Source organism: Campylobacter sp. P0103 (genome assembly GCF_002139545.1).
Classification (GTDB): Bacteria; Campylobacterota; Campylobacteria; order Campylobacterales; family Campylobacteraceae; genus Campylobacter; species Campylobacter devanensis.
Window position 1 is genome coordinate 142219 of the sequence record NZ_MJKG01000002.1, and the last position, 20349, is coordinate 162567.

A 20349-nucleotide genomic window follows, 5' to 3' on the forward strand; every position below is an offset into this window, starting at 1 on the left:
ACAAAATCAATTATTTTTGATTAAATTAAATTCTGCTATAATCACTAAATTTTCAGGAGAATTAATAATGTTTAAAAGATATAGAAGATTAAGATTGAATGAGCCTTTGCGTGATATGCTAACAGAAAATAGATTATCTATTAGTGATTTTATATATCCGCTTTTTGTAGTTGAGGGCAAGGGAATTAAAAATGAGATAAGCTCGATGCCTGGCGTGTTTCAGATGAGTTTAGATGAGATTTTAAAAGAGTGCGATGAGATCATAAATTTAGGGATAAAATCTATAATTTTATTTGGAATTCCAAATTTAAAAGATAGCATAGGGAGCGATGCTTTGGATGAAAATGGGATAATTGCTAGATCCGTTAGGGCTATTAAAGAGAAATTCAAAGATCTTATAGTTATTACTGATTTATGCTTTTGTGAATACACAGATCACGGACATTGCGGAATTTTGGATCATAAATGCGGCAGCGTGGATAATGACGCTACCCTTGAAATATCGGCCAAACAAGCCCTAATCCACGCCAAAGCTGGCGCTGATATGATAGCACCTAGTGGAATGATGGATGGGATAATTTATACTTTGCGTAAGGCATTGGATGAAAATGGATATATGAATTTACCTATTATGTCCTACTCTACCAAATTCGCTTCAGCATATTATGGGCCATTTCGTGATGTAGCGCAAAGCACTCCAAGCTTTGGCGATAGAAAAAGCTATCAAATGAATCCCACTAATAGACTTGAAGCGATTAATGAGAGCTTAGAAGATGAGGCTCAAGGCGCTGATATTTTGATGGTTAAACCGGCTTTAGCATATTTAGATATCATAAGAGATATAAAAGAGCGAACGAATTTACCACTTTGTGTATATAATGTGAGTGGAGAATACGCACTTTTAAAAGCTGGCGCTAAGGCAGGTGTCATAGATTATGATCGTGTGATGATGGAGACTATGATAGCATTTAAAAGAGCTGGAGCTAATCTAATCATCAGCTATCACGCCAAAGAAGTTGCTAAGATATTAAATTCAAACAAGGGATAGATATGAGACACTTTTTGACTCTAAATGATATAAGCAAAGATGAGATTTTAGATATCTTAAACATTGCCAAAGATATCAAAAAAGAGGCCTTAAATAAAGAGTATAAACCATATTTAAAAGATCAATTTTTAGCTATGATTTTTGAAAAAAGCTCGACAAGGACTAGAGTGAGCTTCGAAGTTGGGATACAACAACTTGGCGGAAAAGCGCTGTTTTTAAGTAGTCGTGATATACAACTTGGCCGTGGTGAGCCTATCAAAGATACCGCTAGAGTGCTTGGAGGAATGGTGGATATGATTATGGCTAGGGTCTATAAACAAAGCGATTTGGTTGAGCTTGCTAAATTTAGCGGCGTGCCTGTGATAAATGGGCTTAGCGATGATTTTCATCCTGTTCAATTGATGGCCGATTTGCTAACCTTAGATGAGCTTGGCTTAAATATCCAAAATATGAAAGTCGCATATATAGGCGATGGCAATAACATGACAAATTCATGGCTTATGGCTGCTTCTAAGCTTGGTTTTGAGCTTAGAATCGCTACACCAAAAGGCTATGAAATCCCACAATGGGTAAAAAACATAGCCTTAGAAAATGCCAAATCAAGTGGCGCTATAATCCAAATAGGCAATGACCCAAAAGAGGCTATAAGTGGCGTAGATGTCGTTACTACTGATACTTGGGTCTCTATGGGTCAAGAGGATGAAAAAGCGAAAAAAATCGCCGATTTCGCTGGATTTTGCGTAGATAAAAGTATGATGAGTCTAGCAAAAGATGGGGCTGTGTTTTTACACTGCTTGCCTGCTTATAGAGGATATGAAGTCAGTGAAGAAGTATTTGAGACTCACGCTGATGAGATATTTAGAGAAGCCCACAATAGACTTCACGCACAAAAAGGCGTAATGGTCTGGTGCGATAGGATGAGATATGAATAATCATTTAGAAAATATTAGTCAAACTCTAGGCATTAGCAAAAGGCGTCGCACAACATTTGAGCTAGAAGATATGGATAATAATCAAATGAAGCTTAGCTACAAAGGCAAAGCGAATTTAAATACTCCATGGTTTGGTATGTATGGCGATAAGCCTTGCGCCCTAGTGCCTGCTGAGCTATTTGAAGCGGTGATAAACGCACTAAAAAACGCACAAAAAGAGAATTTCGAGCTAAAGCTTGAGAGATCTATTTTACAAAATTTGCCAATTGATTTTGGCGATGTCTGGACTGTGGCAATAGAAGAGATCAAAAAGGCAAACTACAAAAAAGAGCCAAATTTAGACAGATTGATAGCTAAAATCAAAAAAGAGCATCCAAATTTATTTTTGGATATGCGCTCGCTTGTTAATAAGGAGTGATTGTGGTAGATTTTGAAGCATTTGTGAAGTATTCTAAGCCAGGACCTAGATATACTAGCTATCCTACAGCTTTGGAATTTAGCGATGAGTTTAGCTATGATGAGTATATCAAGAGATTAAAAGAGTGCGATAAGCCACTTTCACTATACTTTCATCTACCATTTTGTCGCTCGGCCTGCTATTTTTGTGGTTGTAATGTGATATATACTAGCAAAAGCGATAAGATGAGTCGCTACTTGGATTATTTGGAGCGTGAGCTTGAAATTTTAGCCAGTATAGTAGATACCAATAGAGCAGTGATACAGATGCACTTTGGTGGTGGGACGCCTACATTTTATAGCGCTAGTGAGCTTGATAGGATTATAAAAGCTATTAAAAAACATTTTAAAAATTTTGCTAATGACGCTGAAATAAGCTGTGAAATAGACCCAAGATTTATCAATGAAGATCAGCTAGAAGTCCTTAGAAAACATGGGTTTAATAGAGTTAGCTTTGGGGTACAAGATTTTGACGAAAAGGTCCAAAAAGAGATCCATAGAATTCAGCCATTTAGCATAACTCAAAATGCTGTAAATTTGGCTAGAAAATATGGAATGTTAAGTGTAAATACCGATCTTATATATGGTTTGCCTTATCAGAGCTTAGAGAGTTTTAAACGCACTTTAGAGCTAGGAGTTAGTCTAAATCCTGATAGATTTGCTATCTTTAATTACGCTCATGTCCCATGGATCAAAAAAAGTATGAGAAAATTCGACGAAGCCACGCTACCAAGCCCAAAAACTAAGCTTGAAATTTTAAAATACACTATGGAATTTCTCACATCCAATGGATACAAAATGATAGGTATGGATCACTACGCTAAGCCTAGTGATGAGCTATTTGGTGCTTTAAAAAATGGCACACTTCATAGGAATTTTCAAGGATACACTACAAAAGGCGGAGCGCAACTCATTGGTATAGGGCTAACTAGTATCGGCGAAGGTGGTGACTATTACGCTCAAAACTACAAAGATATGAGTGGCTATGAAGCTGCTATTGATGCTGGTAAATTGCCAAATTTCAAAGGCATAATGCTAAATGAAGAAGATAAGCTTAGAAAATTTGTAATTATGGAGTTGATGGCGAATTTCGCTCTTGATATTGGGTCTGTGGAGAGTAAATTTAAGATTGATTTCTTTAACCATTTTAAAGATGAATTAGATGAGCTAGGTGAGTTAAAGCAATTTATGAGTATCGATAGCCAAAAAATTGAGATAAACCAAACCGGAATGCTATTAATCCGTAATATCGCTATGTGCTTTGATGAGTATATGGCGAAATTTAAAGGCGTTAATAATAGCTTTTCAAAGACAGTTTAAAGGAGATTTTGTGAGTGAGATTTTAGGATTTGGGATAGCTGGAAATTTCGCCTTACATCTTGAACAAGCTGGCGAGGCTGATGATTTCGCCTTGGTTAAAACCGATGATGAATACGCCCCAAAAGGGATATTTCCATTTTATATCAAAGGTAGCGATAGTTTTTTGGGTAGGAATTGTATAGATAATGGCTATTTATATCTACCTAATGATAAAAATTTAAATATCCAAATGGAGCCTGAGATCGCATTAAGATGTGAATTAAAGTATGAAAATAATAAGGTTAAAAGCATTAAGCCACTTAAATTTGCTGCTTTTAATGACGCTTCAGTTAGAAATGACAAAACCGCTACAAAAATATCACAAAAGAAAAACTTCAGCAACGGCTCAAAAGGAATCGGAAATGAGATTGATATAGACAAATTTAGCCTTGGTGGGATCTGTGATAATTATAGCTTAGTATCATTTTTACAAAGCCAAAATGAGCTAATCAGATATGGCGAATGCGCCAAATTAAGCGGATACTCATATTTTTATGAAAAGTTATTAGAGTGGATCAAAGATAGATTAAACACACAAGAAAATTATGCTGTGTTAGAGAATTTATCAGATATCTTAAAAAATACAAACTACCCAAATGAGATGATAATCACAATCGGCGCTACAAGATATGAAGAAGCGGGCAAAAATAGATATCTAAAACCTGGCGATATCTGCTATGTGGTCGCCTTTGATCATACTAAATTTGATCTATCAAGCATAACAAACGCTATCAAAAATGGCTCTAAATTACCAAGTAGCGTATCTATTTTAAGACAGGAAGTAAGATGAAAATTACTATAATTGGCGCTGGAAATATGGGATTAGCTATGGCTAATGGGCTGAAATTATCTGGTTTTGAAGTGAGCTTTGCGGGGAGATTGAGTGATAGATTAGAGGCTTTAAAAGGTGAATTTGAAGTAGAGATAATAGATAAAAACTACGATATAAGTGATAAAAACATTATACTAGCTATCAAGCCAAACGCCCTTGAGTGGTTTGTAAATCTCGCAAAAGGTAGAGCAAATTTGATAATTAGCGTGCTAGCTCGCACAAGCTTAGAGCAAATTCAAGCTATAAACGCCCTAAATCACGCTATTTGCTTGCCAAATATCGCCGCAAAATACCAAAAAAGCATAAATCCATATATAGCAATTGGTGATACCAATCTAGTAGAAAAGATCCTAAATGGCTTTGGAAAAGCGGTTAAATTTGATTCTAAATCCACTTTTGATGCTGCTAGCATAATCAGCGGATGCGCTCCAGCATATCTAGCATTAGTAGCTGAAGCTATCAATACTGCTGCTGTAAGATCTGGGCTTAAACTAGATGAGGCTCAAGCTATGACAAGTAGGCTATTTGATAGCTTTGCTGGATTGATTAAAGATACTCATCCAGCACTAATAAAAGATAGCATTTGCTCTCCTGCTGGAACGACTATCGAGGGTGTATGCGAGCTAGAAAAAGCCGGTGTTAGAACTGCCTTTATAGAAGCTATTAGAGCAAGTTTGATGAAACAAAGAGGATAAATGAGTAACTATAATTTTAGTGAGATTAGCGATGCGTGTGTGAAGTGTGGAAAATGTAAGCCAAATTGTACAATATACAAAATCAGCCACGATGAGGTCAAGAGCCCAAGGGGATTTTTGGATCTTTTGGGGGCTTATAATAGAGGTGAAATCGAGCTTGATAAGAATTTAAAAGATGTTTTTGAGAGCTGTTTTTTATGTACAAATTGCGTCCAAGACTGCCCGGTATCCTTGCCAACTGATACTATGATAGAAAATGCTAGAGCCGATATAGCGGCTAAATTTGGAATTTCGTGGTATAAAAGGCTATTTTTTTATCTACTTAGAAATAGAAAAATTATGGATATCGCTGCGAAATTTGGATATGTGTTTCAAAGCTGTGGATTTAAAGTTCAAGATGGCAATATGAGCCCAAGATTTAGTCTGCCAATGTTAAAAAAAGAGCGTCTTTTACCAGCAGCATCTAAAAAGAGCTTTTTGAACTCTCACACTGAATTTATAGATAATGGCGGAGATAAAACTATCGGGATATTTATCGGCTGTATGGGAAATTATGCTTATACCGCTATTGGCGAGGGGTTACTTAAGATATTAAAAGAACTTAAAATCAACGCTCATTTGATGAAATCTCAAGGCTGCTGCTCGGCTCCAGCGTATTTTACTGGGGATTTTAATACCGTAGATTATCTAGCTAAAAAGAATATTGAGTATTTTGAATCCTTATTAAATAGCGGTAAAATCGAAGCTATTATAATACCAGAAGCGACTTGTTCGGCGATGATAAAGGTAGATTATGAGCACTATTTTCACAATGATTTGCAGTGGAAACAAAGAGCTATAAATATCAGCAAAAAAATATATTTAGCTACTGAATATTTGGCTAAATTTACAGATCTAGCTCAAATTTTAAAAGAGCGAAATAGAGATAAAAAACTATCTAAAATCACATATCATGACCCTTGCCACGCTAGAAAGATGCAAGGAGTTTGGAAAGAGCCAAGAGAGCTTTTAAAACACGCTTATATCTTAAATGATATGAGCGATAATCATAGTTGTTGTGGATTTGGTGGGGTAACAATGCAAAGTGAAAAATACCACCTAAGTCGCCAAGCCGGTCAAAGCAGAGCCGCACAGATAGACGCCATGAATGCCAAATGCGTAGGAAGTGAGTGTAGCGCTTGTAAAATGCAGCTAAACAACGCCTTACATATCTATGGTAGCGATACTAAATGCTCCAATCCAATTGAGCTGATCGCTAATGCTTTATAAATTTACAAATTAAGATTTTATAAATGGCGCTTAAAATCTATTAATGGCACATTTATAGATTAGAGTTTATTTAGGCTAAAATCTTAACAAATTTAGCCTAAATAAATTTAAATAGCCTAATACTCTTCTAACATAAAGCTATTAACCAGCGATAGACGAATGATTTCAACAGCATTTTTGAAATATTCATTTTGTTCTTTTGGAGTTTTAAGTGGAACATTTTGGCCATCTTTTTGAATGGTTGGAATCAGTTTTTCGCTCTCAAATTTAGCTTTTATATGATTTTGAATATCTTTTATACTGTGATTACCATCAAACATTAATGCAAGTTCAAGTGTATGCTTATCAGCATTTAGCCTATCATTTGATGGAGTTGCTACACCAATTGGCGAACCTTCATTTTCTAAGAAATATCTTAGATATGGTATATATTCCCTTTTTAGTCTAGTCTTACCAGGGATATATAATAGCTTTTGAAGCGGTTTACAAGTAATGGTAATAGCATTGTTTGTAAGCGTTCTAATATCATAGTATCTAAATACTATATCATCTTTTGGATAAACTGCACGAACTTCATCAAAACTTAAAGTTGATGGAAATGCATCATTTAATGCCCTTGCAAGTGGTTCGATATATGTATCTTTGGCTGAGCTTAGAAGCTGCGGTGTCGGCTTTATTAGCTTAAAGTGTAGATTATGTAAGAATTTAGCCTTATCTTCATCTTTTGTAGCTAGCTTGTTTTGATTTTGTGATTTGGTTAAAATCGAGCTTCTAAATCTAATAGAGTATAAAAAATCATAAGCTTGATTAGCCGAGATATAATCATCAAATGATAGCTTAAAATACTCACTTATCGCACCATCAGGCAAAAATGATGGATCGAAATGATATGTGGCATCAGCAACATAACAAAGCCCATTATCACCAGCATCAGCTACAAAATCTAAAAAATAAAATGGCTGATTACAAATCTCCATATATTCATGTGCCACATAACTTTTTGGGTAGTTTTGAATATGTTTAATATACTCAGAATTTAAATTTTTAATATGTGTAGCACTTGATTCATTTGGGCTGTATTTGGCATAAAAAGCCTTTTGAAATTTAATCGCATTTAATCCAGACTCCAAATCAGTGACATTGCCACTACTTTTAACCGCACTAAATCGCATAAAATCACGCAAAGGCTCGACATATTTCCACCCTGGATAGCAGTTATAGCTGATAAATGCCACGCCATTTGGACTTAATAGCTCCTTACAGCTTTGCAAAATCGCACTTCTTACAAAATCAGGCACCCAGCTATAAATACCATGGCAAATAATATAATCAAACTCTATTTTACCACCAAATTCACTTATGAGATTACAAATATCCATCTCAATAAGCTTTATATTTTTACACCCGATTCCCTCGATTGCTCTCTTGCCTATAGCTATCTGCTCACTACTTAAATCAATTCCTATGAAAGTTGAATTTGGATGATTGATAGCTTGGCCTATGATATTTCCACCCATCGCACAACCAATTTCAAGAACCTTGGAATTATGCGGATTAACAGCATCTAGGCCATGAAATTTAGCCACCGCACAAAGATAATCTATACAAGTTTGAGCGTATGAATATGAGTCATATGTATGCTCATCATATGTTGATTTAATATCGTTATTTATCATTGTTCTAACAACTTATGACTATCCATAAATCCACTAGCGGCGTCAGCTAATTTACCCAAAGTCGCATCTATACTACCAGCTAAGCTAAATATCCAATAACTCTGACACGAAACCCACTCAAATAACTTATCATTTTTCTCTTCATCAGTATCGGCTCTACGAGCGGAGATAACAGCAAGCTCAAGCTCTTGGCTATTTAGCATAGCGCCACAAATACCATAAAATGACGACATAAAGACTTTATCTTTGAAGACATATTCTTTTAGGCCATCAATCTCAAATGAGAGTTTTTGTAGCTTATCATAGTTGATTTTATCTGCTTTATCTTGCTCTTTTAATTTTTTGGATTTTTCAATCTCTTTAGCGATTTTTAGATATAATCGTTCACATTTTTTTTGAACTTTATGACCAGTTTTGAAAATTTTAGTTATATTTTTGATTGCTTTTTTTAGATGCTCTTCTTGCTTTTCTTTGCTAATTGGCAAGATTGGTTTGAAATTTTTCTTTTTACCCTCAGCGATAATCTTATCAGCCATCTCTTTAAATGGAATTTCAGTTGTTCCTTCTATTCTTGCTCCACCTTCGGTGCAGTTATAAAGCTTATAATCTGGATTACTTCTTTGAAGCATTGCGATATTATGCTCAAAATATTGTCTAAATAAATTCCATACAAAAGTAGTTTGAATTTCGCCTTTACCGCCGTATTTTTGCGTCATTATAGGTATCTCTTCAACGGGAATTTCGGTCTCTTTAAATATATGTCCTTTAGAGTGGCTAGTACCATTTTCGCCATAAGCTAAGTCTTGGCCTATTAACATTACATCTTTACAGCCTAAAGCTTGGGCTACATTCCACGCCATATGCGCAGCACTCTGTCCACCGCCGATATAGCCAAATTTAAAATCTCTAAAACTCATCTCATAATTTAGCGGCCTAAAAGCATAACAAACATCTTTATCATGCAAATTTTCTACTGCTTCATGATGAGTAAGAGAAGCCACAACAAATATAATCCCATCATCAAATTTAGTTCTAGCAGGTTTGAAAAAGTCCGGAGTAGGCGGAATTCTCTCTATAGATGTTACATAATCAGGCTTAATCCCATGCTCTTTTAAAATAGGATAACTTGCATCAACAGCTATAACTACTGTGTATGGAGCGAGTTTTTTGAGTATTGGCAACTGCTTGTGAAGCGATGGACCAGTAGATACTATTACGGCTGAGTTAATCTTATTTTTTCTTTTATTTATAATATCTCTTAGAGGAATTGCGCCAAATACATCTGGAAGATGTTGTGTTGTTTGAATCATTCCTAACAAGCAATCCTTAGAGTCATTTCCACGCTCATAAAGCGTCTGGATAATTGCTTTTTGCATAGTTTTATTTAATTCCATAATATTTTCTTGATACTTTTCATCATTGTAATAGTCATCGATAATATGCATATTATATAGTCTAAAACTATGAAATACATCTGGCATTTTACAAATAATATAAAATTGTAAAAATGTAACCTTATGCGAATCTAAAATAACTAACCTATCAGTAAAAATATCCCTAGAAAAGTCAATCAAACTAAGCGCAGCATATAAAATTTCAATCTCAGGCTCAAAGACAAATATCTTTTTATGCGTTGGGTTTGCTAAGATAGATTTCAAAAACACCCCATTGCCAATTCCATAGATAAAAAGCGCCCTATGTCTGGCGTACTCTTCTTCGAATTCTATAATCTTTTTCTCAACATCTTTAGCTGGGCTTTCGTATAAATACTCTTTGGTTTCAAGATTTATGATATTTAGATCTAGCGGGTCTTTGCCCATATAAACGCCAAATTTTTTATTCTCCTCTAAACCAAATAGTGTAAGCGAAGTATCGATAGCATAAGGCATCATAGCAGTTATGTTTTTATCAAGTGTAGTTATCTCTTCATCATTTTTAATTTTTTGAGCTATCTTAGAATCAAGCTCTTTAAACTTTCTCTCATCTTCAGTTAGATCTCGCTCATCTTTTTTTGAGATGTCATTTTTTAACTCATTAACATCTTTTTTTTCACCATTTTGCATATGTGTCCTTTTGAATTTAACTTTAATATCGTCATTTTTAGGCTTTATTTTACAAAAATTTCGCTGAATTTAAAGAATAAATAGAAGATAAATTTAAATTTAACAAAAATTATACTTTTGAGAAAATATTATAAAAGAATGATAAAATGTGGGATTTTTAGAATAAAGTGGTGACCCCTACGAGACTCGAACTCGTGTTACCGCCGTGAAAGGGCGATGTCCTAACCGCTAGACGAAGGGGCCACTGCGGTTGTGCGAGTGGAATTATACAAGAGTAATGCTTAAATATCGCTTAAAAATCATAGCGATTTACAAAAAAACTGTATAATTTGTCAAATTTAAAAAAGGCATAGTTTGAATATCTATAAATTTGGGTCTAAATTTACTACTTTAACACTATTATCTGCATTAATTTTTGGCTGTGGCACTACTCAGCCAAAGCGTTCTAGTGGGGTTTTATTTAGTTTTATTACGCCACAAATTCGCATTAGCGATACAGGGTTTATTCACAGCTATACAAATGGTACGCAAGTTCAAATCTACAATAGCGGCACACTAACCCTAAACCTAAAATTAGCTCAAAATATCTGCATAAACTCAGCTTGTATGTCTCGCAAAAGTTTTAACATCAAATATCTAAATTCGCCCCATTATAATGAGATTTTAGATGATATTATAACCCAAAGAGCAATATATGACTCAGCAAATTTGATTCAAACTGATTGTGGATTTACACAAGATTTTAGTAGTTTTAGATATGAGGTTTGCAATAAAACAGCTAAATTTATAGATAGTAAAAATAATATAAAAATTATAATAAGAGAGTTGCAATGAAAAGAATAGGAGCGCATGTAAGTGCAAGTGGTGGAGTAGCAAATGCTCCAAAAAATGCTGCAAATATCGGTGCGGACGCTTTTGCTCTATTTGTTAAAAATCAAAGACAATGGAGCGCTAAACCACTTACTCAAAGTGATATAAGTCAGTTTAAAGCCAATTTAGTCAGTGCAAATATTAAGCCAGCTTGCATACTAGCACATAATAGCTATTTAGTAAATTTAGGCCATCCAGATGAGAGTGCAAGGGCTAAGAGTTTTTACTCATTTTTAGACGAGATAGAGCGTTGCGAAGCTCTTGGGATTGAGCTTATTAATTTTCATCCAGGTTCACATTTAAAACAAATAAGCGAAGATGAGTGTCTAGAATTAATTGCTAAAGAGATGAACTCCTTGCTAGAGCGTTCTAGCAATATAAAATTAGTTATTGAGAACACCGCCGGTCAAGGCAGTAATCTAGGCTATAAATTTGAACACCTAGCTGCATTAATTGCTATGAGTAAAGATCCTAGTCGTGTGGGTGTATGCATTGATACATGTCATTTATTTGCTAGCGGATATGATATCAAAGATGAGCAAAGTTATGCTAAAACTATGGCTGAATTTGATAAAATAGTAGGATTTAAATACTTAAGCGGAATGCATATCAACGATAGCAAAGGCGCTCTTGGTTCTCGCAAAGATCGTCACGATAGCCTTGGAGTTGGACTAATTGGAGAACAAGCATTTAGATGTATTATGAAAGACAATAGAATTGACGAGATTCCATTAATTTTAGAGACTATTGATGAGACTATCTGGGCTGATGAAATTAAAATGCTTAGAGATTTTACAAAATAATTTAGGAAGTTCTAATGAGACTGGGGGGGGGGTCAAGCCCAAAATAAAATACTAAATATTGGCTATTTTGCCGATGGTATTTGGTCGCATAACGCATTTAAAATAATCGCAATCGCAAATGATCCAAATATGCAAATTTGTTTTATATGTGTTAGGCGTGGCTTAGATGATAAAATTTTAGCTAAATTTGCTGCTGATTATGGTATAGAGCTTTTTTAGAGATTGCGATATTAATTCGCCTAAATTTTTAGCTATGATTACTAAATTTAATTGCGATATATTTGTTTCAATGTCATTTGATCAAATTTTTAAGCCTCAAATTATAGATCTTACCCCACTTAGTGCGATTAACAAATATTTATCATTGCAAGTTTTTAATAAATGCAAAAAGAAGCGATTTATTAAACCAAACTCAACAACACAAAATGTGTGTTTGGTATGCTAAAGGAGTATTTAATATGAAATTTCAAATTAACAATGATAAAATGAAAATATTTAGCACAAACCAAAATAATGCAGGCGACAAAAGAAGAGATAAATATACTTGATCTAAGTTTTATTTTTGCGTTCTTTAATCATTGTGAATGCAAATTCATTATTTAGATCAAAAATATAATTTTCTACAATTTACTTAATATCTTTTACATAGTGGCAAAATTCTTTCATCTAGTTTCATTTTATCTAAAGCATTATAAATTTTACTTTTACAATGCTCATCTGTTAAAAACATTTTAAAAAAGACAAAATTTGGAATTTAAAAATGCTTTTTACCAAAAATTGCCTTAATATTAATACTTTGTGATAGTGCATAATAAATAATCACAAAGCCTACAACATCTCTACGCCACTACCTTTGATAATCTGGCCAATTATATACCCATCACTATTAGCTAATACATAATCAACTTTATCATTTGGCACTACTAATACCATACCGACACCGCAGTTAAACGTTCTATCCATCTCGCTTTGCTCTACGCTTTTGGCGATTAATTCAAAGATTTTTGGCGTTTTGATAGCACTTCTTCGGATCTTTGCGCCAAGTCCATTTGGCAAGACTCTAGGGAGATTTTCGACTATACCGCCACCAGTTATATGAGCCATTGCGTTTATGCTATCTTTAAGGCGTAAAAACTCATCTACATAAATTCTAGTAGGCTCCAAAAGCGTCTCTAAAAGCGTCTTACCCTCAAATTCACTACCCAAATTCAACTTCTCTTTTTTGATCACCGCCCTTGCTAGTGAAAAGCCATTTGAGTGAAGGCCTGAGCTTGGCAACGCTACTAAGATATCGCCTTCATTTACAAATTTAGTCCTATCGATCTCATCTTCTTCGGCTATACCTACAGCAAATCCAGCTAGATCAAAATCCCCAGAGCTATACATACTAGGCATTTCAGCCGTTTCGCCACCTATTAGAGCGCATTTGGCTATCACGCATCCTTTGGCGATACCGCTTACTACTTCTTTGGCCGAGTTTATATCTAATTTACCAGTTGCATAGTAATCCAAAAAAAACATCGGAGTAGCAAAATTACATATTAAATCATTGACGCACATTGCAACTAGATCAATCCCCACACTATCTAATTTACCGCTATCTATTGCTAGGCGAAGTTTTGTTCCTACACCATCGGTTGCAGCTAGAAGAGTTGGTTTATTATATCCGCTTGGAAGTCTAAATGCTCCAGAAAATGATCCTATTCCACCTATTACATTTGGAGTTAGAGTCGATTTAACAAATGGTTTAATCCCCTCAACAAAGCTATTTCCAGCATCTATATCTACACCTGCGTCTTTATAACTTATCATTTTTCACCTCTTTTAAATTTCGTGATTTTACACTATTTGAACTTATTTTTGGCTAATGCTAACACTATCTAGTAAATAAGCAATATGCTGCCAGCTAAATCCACTTGCCTCGCTTAGCCCGATTTCACAGGTGCTAGAGTTGCTAAATCCTATATTTACTGCACTATTTTGATAAAATCTCTTAAATTTAGTAGTGGCGTGTAAGTTAAGTTGCGGGGTAAAAAACCCTTTATACCCAGCAAAACCACAACATGCAGTATCGCTATGGACTATAACTTGCCCTTTAGTGCAAAGCTTAGCTAAACTCATCATAGTATTTTCAAGTCCAAGTTTTTTACTAGCACACATTGTGTATAGCCCTATAGCGTGGTTGGCTTTAGAAATAGTGAGTTTTGGGGCGATGAATTTTAGTAGATACTCGCTCAAATCATAAATTTCAAATCTATCTTTAAGCGATTTTATCAGCTCATAAGAGCAAGCGCCGTGATCTATCACCACAGGATATTTGCCATCATTTGTAGCGACTTTTAAGATATCTATATTTTTAGCTCTATTTAGCTCTTTTGTATCTGGATAATTGGTAAAGACTTTCCCGCAGCACATATCATTAATCTCATTTGGATAGATCACATTTATCTTAGCTTTTTTACACAAAGACTCAAAAACCTCTTGGATAGGGCGTTTGTCATTTAGATTTTGATTTGGGGCAAAAGATCTATTTAGACAACTTGAGAAATATACCACACTTTCATTAAATCCATAGTTTTTATCCATCAATTTATAGCTATTTTTGCGTGGGAGATACTCTCTTAAAACAGGAGTTTTGATAATCTCATTTGCTTTAAATGATAGCTTTCTTACCATATTCGTGTTTAATAAATTTGATGCTGCAAGAGCGAATTTGGCGCCATTTAGCGTGGTGGTAAAATTGGAATTTGCTAGTTGAGCGATCTTTTTGCTTGTATCGCTTGCGTATGCTATTCTCTCATTTAGGGCTAAATTGGCCGTATTTAGCCCAACAGGGCATAGCTCTTCGCACATAGAACAGGCTGCGCAACTCTCATTTAAGAAGTATTTGGCTCCATCTTTTAGCTCTTTTAATAGCTTTTTACTAGCTTTATCACTTAAAGCCCCTAGTCTTTGTATCTCTCTTTTTAGGGCTATTCTTTGGCGTGGGCTTAGAGTTAGCTTATTAGATGGGCAGTTTTTCTCACAAAATCCACACTCCACACAATCATCAAATTCATTTCCTATAATGGCTGATTGCTTGATATTTTTTTTGTATATCTCTTTGTCATCTGTGATGATTACATCGGGATTTATTAGAGTGTGTGGGTCAAAAATCTCTTTGATTTTTCTATTTATGGCATAAGCTTTTGCTCCCCACTCTAGCTCTACAAATGGCGCTACCATCCTACCGGTGCCATGCTCGGCCTTGATACTTCCGCCAAAATTTGAAACCATCAAAGACATATCTTCAACCAAATTTGCAAAACTCTCAAATTCGCTATTTTGGTTTAAATCAGGCGTAATTATAAAGTGTAAATTACCCGCTAATGCGTGGCCAAAAATTATAGCGCTATCTTCAAATCCATGCTTTTTAAATAGCTCTTGAAGACTTTTAATCCCCTCTCCAAGATCTTTAATCTCAAAGCATATATCTTCTGTGATTACGCTACCTCCGGGCCTTTTAGCCGTAGCAGCGATAGGAAATATCCCTTTTCTAATCTTCCACCAATTAGCAAATTCACTCTCATCAAAGCTAAATTTCATCTCTTGACTGGTTGGATAGTCTTTGATCGCATCTTTTATCTTTTGAATTTGCTCATTTAATCTATCTTGAGAGTTGTTTTGGCTCTGGATCAAAATACAAACTTCACCATCTTTAATATCAGGCAAAATCTCGCTCACGCCTTTAAATTTAGAAGCGGCCTTAAGTGAGCCATAATCCATTATTTCAGCACTAGAAATCTCATTTTCAAATTTAGCCAAAATCTCCACAACCTTAGCCGCTTTTAAGATATCATCATAAAATAAAAGCGCACAGGCTTTGAATTTCTCATCATCCACGCACTCTAATTCTACGCTACTTACAAAACCCAAAGTCCCCTCACTACCGATAAATAGATGAGTGATAATATCAATTGGGTCGCTATAATCTAAAAGGGCATTAATGCTATAGCCAGTTGTGTTTTTGATCTTATATTTTCGCCTTATAAGCTCACAAAGCTCAGTATCAGCTAGGATTTGAGAGCGTAAATTTAGAATTTGCTCTATTAAATCTTTGTGGCTATTTCTAAAACTAGCCACACTTAAGCCGTCAGAGCTATCAAGGATAGTTCCATCACCTAAAATTACTCTAATGGATTTTAGCGTGTTATATGAGTTTTGCTTGACCCCACAGCACATTCCGCTTGAGTTGTTATTGACAATTCCGCCAATTTGCGCCGCAGCGATAGTAGCAGGATCGGGGCCGATCTTTTTGCCTAGCGGTTTTAGGGCTTTATTAGCATTTTCGCCGATAACCCCACAACCTAAATTTATAGAGTTAGCATCTCTACTAACCTTCATATGATCCCATCTAAAATCCAAACAAACTAGCACCGTATCGCACGAGCTTTGACCGCTTAGGCTAGTCCCAGCACCCCTAAAACATAGTGGAGTGTTAAATTTACGAGATAGCTCAAAAGCCTTTATAATCTCTTTTTCGCTTTTTAGCATTAAAACTAGCTTTGGTATATATGAGTAGCAAGAGGCCTCCACACCATAGCAAAATCGGCGTAAATAATCTTTATAAACTCTACCATCAAAGAGCTTAAAAGCGGCCTTATAAAATCCTTCATAATCTTGCATAATAGATCCTTTTGTAGCTAAAATTTGGCTGATTTTAGCAAATTTGAACTTATTTTATGCTAATATAGCCAAACTTCATTTAAGGAAATAAAATGTCAAATTATCCAAAAGCAATTGGCCCATATAGTGCTTATAGAGTGGTAGGAAATTTAGTATATTGTAGCGGTCAAATCCCTCTAGATCCAGATAGTGGTGAGGTAGTAGGAAGCGATATCAAAGCCCAAACAACCCAAGCTTTGAAAAATGTAGGCGGGATCTTAGAAGAGCTAAATTTAAGCTATAAAAATATCATTAAAACAGTTGTATTTTTAACTGATATATCTGAATTTGCTCAAATGAATGAAATTTATGCTGAGTTTTTCAGTGAGCCATATCCAGCTAGAAGTGCTGTAGCAGTAAAAGAATTGCCAAAAGGTGTAAAAGTAGAAGTAGAGGTCATAGCTTCCATTGAGTAAATTTAAAAATGCTATAGTAATTACTGGGGTTATTGGTAGTGGTAAAAGCACAGTTGTAAATCTACTTAGAGTTTATGGCTTTAGCGTGATTGATGCTGATGAGATTGCACATGAGCTTTTAGATGAGTGCTGGGAGAGAGTCGCTAATGAATTTGGCAATGAATTTATAAGTGATAAAAAGGTTGATAGAAAGCGCCTTGGTAAGCTAGTTTTTAGCGATGAAAATGCTAAAAAAAGGCTTGAGAATATGCTCCATCCGCTTATTAGAAAACAAATTTTTGATAGTGCTAGCGAACTTGAAGAGAAAGAAAAACCATATTTAGTTGATCTACCTTTATATTTTGAGAGTGCGCCAGCTTATAATGAGTTTGAGAGTGTTTGTGTGGTTTATGCACTTGAGCCAATCTGTTTAGAACGCATAATGCTGCGAGATGGGATTAGTTTAAATGATGCTAAGGCTAGATTAAATTCGCAAATATCAATCGACGAGAAGCTCCGTCTAGCTAATTTCGTAATTGATAATAGTTCAGATATGAAACATCTAAATTTGCAAATTGATAAGTTCATATCGGCACTAAAAAGCAGATACAAAACCCTAAATATTTAGAGGAATATATGAAACTTAGTACCAAGATCAGCGTTTGTATCCTAGTCAAAAACGCCCAAAATACCATTAAAGAGTGCTTAGAATCCTTAAAAAGCTTTGATGAGATTATCTTGCTTGATAATCAAAGTAGCGATGATACCTTAAAAATCGCTAACGAATTTAAGGCTAAATTTAATAATTTGAAAATTTATTCTAGTGAATTTATCGGTTTTGGGCCGCTTAAAAATTTAGCTATTAGCTATGCTAGTAATGATTGGATTTTTAGCATTGATAGTGATGAGGTTTTAGAATTTCAAGCCCTTGATGAGATAGCAAATTTAGATCTAAATCCACAAAATATCTACGCCCTACCTAGAAAAAATCTCTATAAAGGCGAGTGGATAAAGGCGTGTGGATGGTATCCTGATTTTGTCCTAAGGCTATTTAATAAAACTCAAACCAAATTTAATTCTAATTTCGTCCATGAGAGCCTGGAAGCCAAAAATTTAAATATAATAAAACTTAAAAATGGATTAAGACATTACGCTTATGATGATATAAGCACACTTATAGAAAAGATGCAAAAATACTCCACCCTTTATGCGATACAAAATAGAGCCAAAAGGAGCAATATCGGCAAAGCCGTGCTACATAGCGTGTGGAAATTCATCCGTGATTACGCCTTTAAAAAGGGATTTTTGTATGGTTATAAGGGCTTTGTGATTAGCCTTTGTAATGCTCTTGGGGCGTTTTTTAAGTATGCCAAGCTCTATGAGCTAAATCACCAAATGCCAAGCGTGAGCCTAATCATCACCACTTATAATAGCGAAAAATATTTAGAGCAGGTCTTAAAAAGTATTTTAAACTTAGATTATTTGCCTAATGAAGTCTTGGTCGCTGATGATGGAAGTGGTGTAGCTACAAAGAATTTGATTGAGAAATTTAAGGCGATTTTCCCTTGTGAGTTAAAGCATGTTTGGCAAGAAGATAAGGGCTTTCGCTTGAGCCAAATTCGCAATAAAGCTATAAATATCGCAACTAGCGAGTATATCATAATCATTGATGGCGATATGGTTTTAGATAGAAATTTTATTTTAGATCATCTCAAATTCGCCAAGCAAAAGCAGTTTTTACAAGGCTCAAGAGTGGTTTTGGATAAGAGTCAAACTGATTTATTGATAAATGGGGGAGGGTATACGAGTGAGTTTAAAACTCTTAAATCCAAGCGAAATTCCATACTCTCAAAACTCATCTACAAAAGCTCAAGCATAGAAGCAAATTTCTTTAAAAAGCGAGATTTCATCAAAGGAATTAGAGGTTGTAATATGAGCTTTTATAAAATTGATTGCGATGAGATTGGCGGATTTAATGAGAATTTTATCGGCTGGGGTAGGGAGGATTCTGAGTTTGTGGCGAGATTTTTGTTTAGTGGTGGAGAGCTTAGAAGGCTTAAATTTTCAGGGATTGCGTATCATCTCTATCACGCTGAAAACAGCAGAAAAATGCTAGAATCAAACCATCAAATTTACCTAAACACCATTAAAGAAAAGAGAGTTAAATGGCGATAAAAGTATTGCTAACAATAGGCGATATCACTATAAAAGGCGGCGCTGAAAGAGTTGTAACTAATCTAGCAAATGCTTATGCGGCCTCTGGGCTAGATGTGGAGATTTTAAGCTTTTATAAAGGCGGAATAAGTGAAGCTTTTGAGCTTGATAGTAGAGTGAAGTTAAGATATTTACATGATAAATCTTTTGATGATAAGCGCAAAAATTTCTTCTATAAAATCTTTTATAAATTTATTGAGAGCTATATCTTAAAGCGTGATTTCAAAGATAAGGATTTTGTGATTTTCAATAACTCACCGCATTTTCCGCTATTTAAAAATAAAAATACAAAATATCTAAAAATCATCCACATAAATTCAAAAGGACGCTACCTGGCTAGATATAACTATTTTGATTCTATAGTACTTATAGCCTCTAAAGAGATTGGCTTTTGGCAAAGCCATCATAAAAATATATTTTTAATCCCAAATTTCATCCCAAATATCCCAAATTTAAATACCAATTACTCTCAAAAGGTCGTGCTCTCAATGGGGCGCATAGAAAAAACCAATCAAAAGGGCTTTTTGCGCTTAATCGATATATGGAAATTAATCCAAGATAGTGGGGAATTTAATGATTGGAAGCTACACATTGTAGGCGATGGCGATCTAAAAGAGCAGATAAAAACCAAGATAGAAAATCTAAATTTATCTAACTCTATAATCTTAAAACCATTTACTACTGAAGTTGAAAAAGAGTATCTAAGTGCTAGTATATATGCTATGGCAAGCCATTTTGAAGGTCTTCCTATGGTGCTTATAGAGGCGGGGACTTATGCCTTGCCAACCATAGCCTTTGATATCGCCACAGGCCCAAGCGATATAATAGAAGATGAGAAAAGCGGATATTTGATCACTGATAATAATCTAGATGAATACGCCAATAAACTAAAAATATTAATGCAAGATGAGAATCTAAGAGCCAAAATGGGCGAAAAAAGCAAAGAGATAGTCAAAAATAAATTTAGCAAAGAGGTGGTGATAAAGCAGTGGATGGAGCTGTTTAAGGGATTAAAAAAATAACCTAGAGTTAG

General features: G+C 35.0%; 17 protein-coding genes and 1 tRNA gene. 13 read left to right on the plus strand and 5 right to left on the minus strand.

Annotated elements, in window-relative coordinates:
• Positions 1-67 precede the first annotated feature (67 nt).
• Genes hemB through CIGNP103_RS03465 form a run of 7 tightly spaced genes read left to right on the plus strand, consistent with a single transcriptional unit; the run spans position 68 to position 6591 of the window.
• A complete protein-coding gene (gene hemB, locus CIGNP103_RS03435) occupies positions 68-1048 on the plus strand; it encodes a porphobilinogen synthase (protein WP_086268586.1) in 981 nt (326 codons plus the stop codon).
• 2 nt (positions 1049-1050) lie between these two features.
• Positions 1051-1980 (plus strand): ornithine carbamoyltransferase, encoded by a 930-nt coding sequence (argF, locus tag CIGNP103_RS03440; protein ID WP_086241600.1) that lies wholly within the window; start codon positions 1051-1053, stop codon positions 1978-1980.
• Entirely contained in the window at positions 1973-2398 is a 426-nt protein-coding gene (locus CIGNP103_RS03445; protein WP_086234822.1) for a DUF2603 domain-containing protein, read from the plus strand. The genes argF and CIGNP103_RS03445 overlap by 8 nt, the downstream gene beginning before the upstream one ends.
• Before the next feature lie 2 nt (positions 2399-2400).
• Entirely contained in the window at positions 2401-3756 is a 1356-nt protein-coding gene (gene hemN / locus CIGNP103_RS03450; RefSeq protein WP_086268587.1) for an oxygen-independent coproporphyrinogen III oxidase, read from the plus strand.
• A 10-nt stretch (positions 3757-3766) separates the two neighbouring features.
• Positions 3767-4585, plus strand: a complete 819-nt coding sequence (locus CIGNP103_RS03455; RefSeq protein WP_086241598.1) for a DUF5718 family protein — start codon at positions 3767-3769, stop codon at positions 4583-4585.
• Positions 4582-5322 carry a pyrroline-5-carboxylate reductase gene (locus CIGNP103_RS03460; RefSeq protein WP_086241597.1) on the plus strand — a complete coding sequence of 247 codons (741 nt, stop codon included), beginning with the start codon at positions 4582-4584 and terminating at the stop codon, positions 5320-5322. Before CIGNP103_RS03455 ends, CIGNP103_RS03460 begins: the two co-directional genes overlap by 4 nt.
• On the plus strand, positions 5323-6591 hold the full coding sequence (locus CIGNP103_RS03465) for a (Fe-S)-binding protein (RefSeq protein ID WP_086241596.1): 1269 nt from the start codon (positions 5323-5325) through the stop codon (positions 6589-6591).
• A gap of 116 nt (positions 6592-6707) precedes the next feature.
• Here the strand turns inward: CIGNP103_RS03465 and CIGNP103_RS03470 are convergent, their stop codons facing one another.
• The 3 genes from CIGNP103_RS03470 to CIGNP103_RS03480 form a co-directional block, all read right to left on the minus strand.
• On the minus strand, positions 6708-8267 hold the full coding sequence (locus CIGNP103_RS03470) for a class I SAM-dependent methyltransferase (RefSeq protein ID WP_086268588.1): 1560 nt from the start codon (positions 8265-8267) through the stop codon (positions 6708-6710).
• Complete coding sequence (locus CIGNP103_RS03475) at positions 8264-10330, minus strand: motility associated factor glycosyltransferase family protein (RefSeq protein WP_086268589.1); 2067 nt, start codon at positions 10328-10330, stop codon at positions 8264-8266. The genes CIGNP103_RS03470 and CIGNP103_RS03475 overlap by 4 nt, the downstream gene beginning before the upstream one ends.
• Positions 10331-10498: 168 nt before the next feature.
• Positions 10499-10573 (minus strand) — tRNA-Glu (locus CIGNP103_RS03480).
• A gap of 111 nt (positions 10574-10684) precedes the next feature.
• Between CIGNP103_RS03480 and CIGNP103_RS03485 the strand changes: the two genes are divergently transcribed.
• Both CIGNP103_RS03485 and nfo read left to right on the plus strand, forming a co-directional pair.
• A complete protein-coding gene (locus tag CIGNP103_RS03485) occupies positions 10685-11164 on the plus strand; it encodes a hypothetical protein (RefSeq protein ID WP_086268590.1) in 480 nt (159 codons plus the stop codon).
• A complete protein-coding gene (gene nfo, locus CIGNP103_RS03490; protein WP_086268591.1) occupies positions 11161-12003 on the plus strand; it encodes a deoxyribonuclease IV in 843 nt (280 codons plus the stop codon). Before CIGNP103_RS03485 ends, nfo begins: the two co-directional genes overlap by 4 nt.
• An 828-nt stretch (positions 12004-12831) precedes the next feature.
• Here the strand turns inward: nfo and purM are convergent.
• Together purM and CIGNP103_RS03500 are read right to left on the minus strand one after the other, a co-directional pair.
• A complete protein-coding gene (gene purM / locus CIGNP103_RS03495) occupies positions 12832-13815 on the minus strand; it encodes a phosphoribosylformylglycinamidine cyclo-ligase (protein WP_086241590.1) in 984 nt (327 codons plus the stop codon).
• Positions 13816-13857: 42 nt separating this feature from the next.
• Positions 13858-16668: an FAD-binding and (Fe-S)-binding domain-containing protein gene (locus tag CIGNP103_RS03500; protein WP_086268592.1), complete on the minus strand. Its 2811-nt coding sequence runs from the start codon at positions 16666-16668 to the stop codon at positions 13858-13860.
• Positions 16669-16760: 92 nt separating this feature from the next.
• On the opposite strand from CIGNP103_RS03500, the gene CIGNP103_RS03505 reads away from it, so the two are divergent.
• Genes CIGNP103_RS03505 through CIGNP103_RS03520 form a run of 4 tightly spaced genes read left to right on the plus strand, consistent with a single transcriptional unit; the run spans position 16761 to position 20338 of the window.
• Positions 16761-17123 (plus strand): RidA family protein, encoded by a 363-nt coding sequence (locus tag CIGNP103_RS03505; RefSeq protein ID WP_086268593.1) that lies wholly within the window; start codon positions 16761-16763, stop codon positions 17121-17123.
• Entirely contained in the window at positions 17116-17730 is a 615-nt protein-coding gene (gene coaE, locus CIGNP103_RS03510; protein ID WP_086238457.1) for a dephospho-CoA kinase, read from the plus strand. Before CIGNP103_RS03505 ends, coaE begins: the two co-directional genes overlap by 8 nt.
• Positions 17731-17738: 8 nt before the next feature.
• A complete protein-coding gene (locus CIGNP103_RS03515; RefSeq protein ID WP_086268594.1) occupies positions 17739-19277 on the plus strand; it encodes a glycosyltransferase family 2 protein in 1539 nt (512 codons plus the stop codon).
• The gene (locus CIGNP103_RS03520) at positions 19274-20338 is read left to right on the plus strand and encodes a glycosyltransferase family 4 protein (RefSeq protein WP_086268641.1); all 1065 of its coding nucleotides are present in this window, start codon (positions 19274-19276) and stop codon (positions 20336-20338) included. The genes CIGNP103_RS03515 and CIGNP103_RS03520 overlap by 4 nt, the downstream gene beginning before the upstream one ends.
• Positions 20339-20349: the final 11 nt, after the last annotated feature.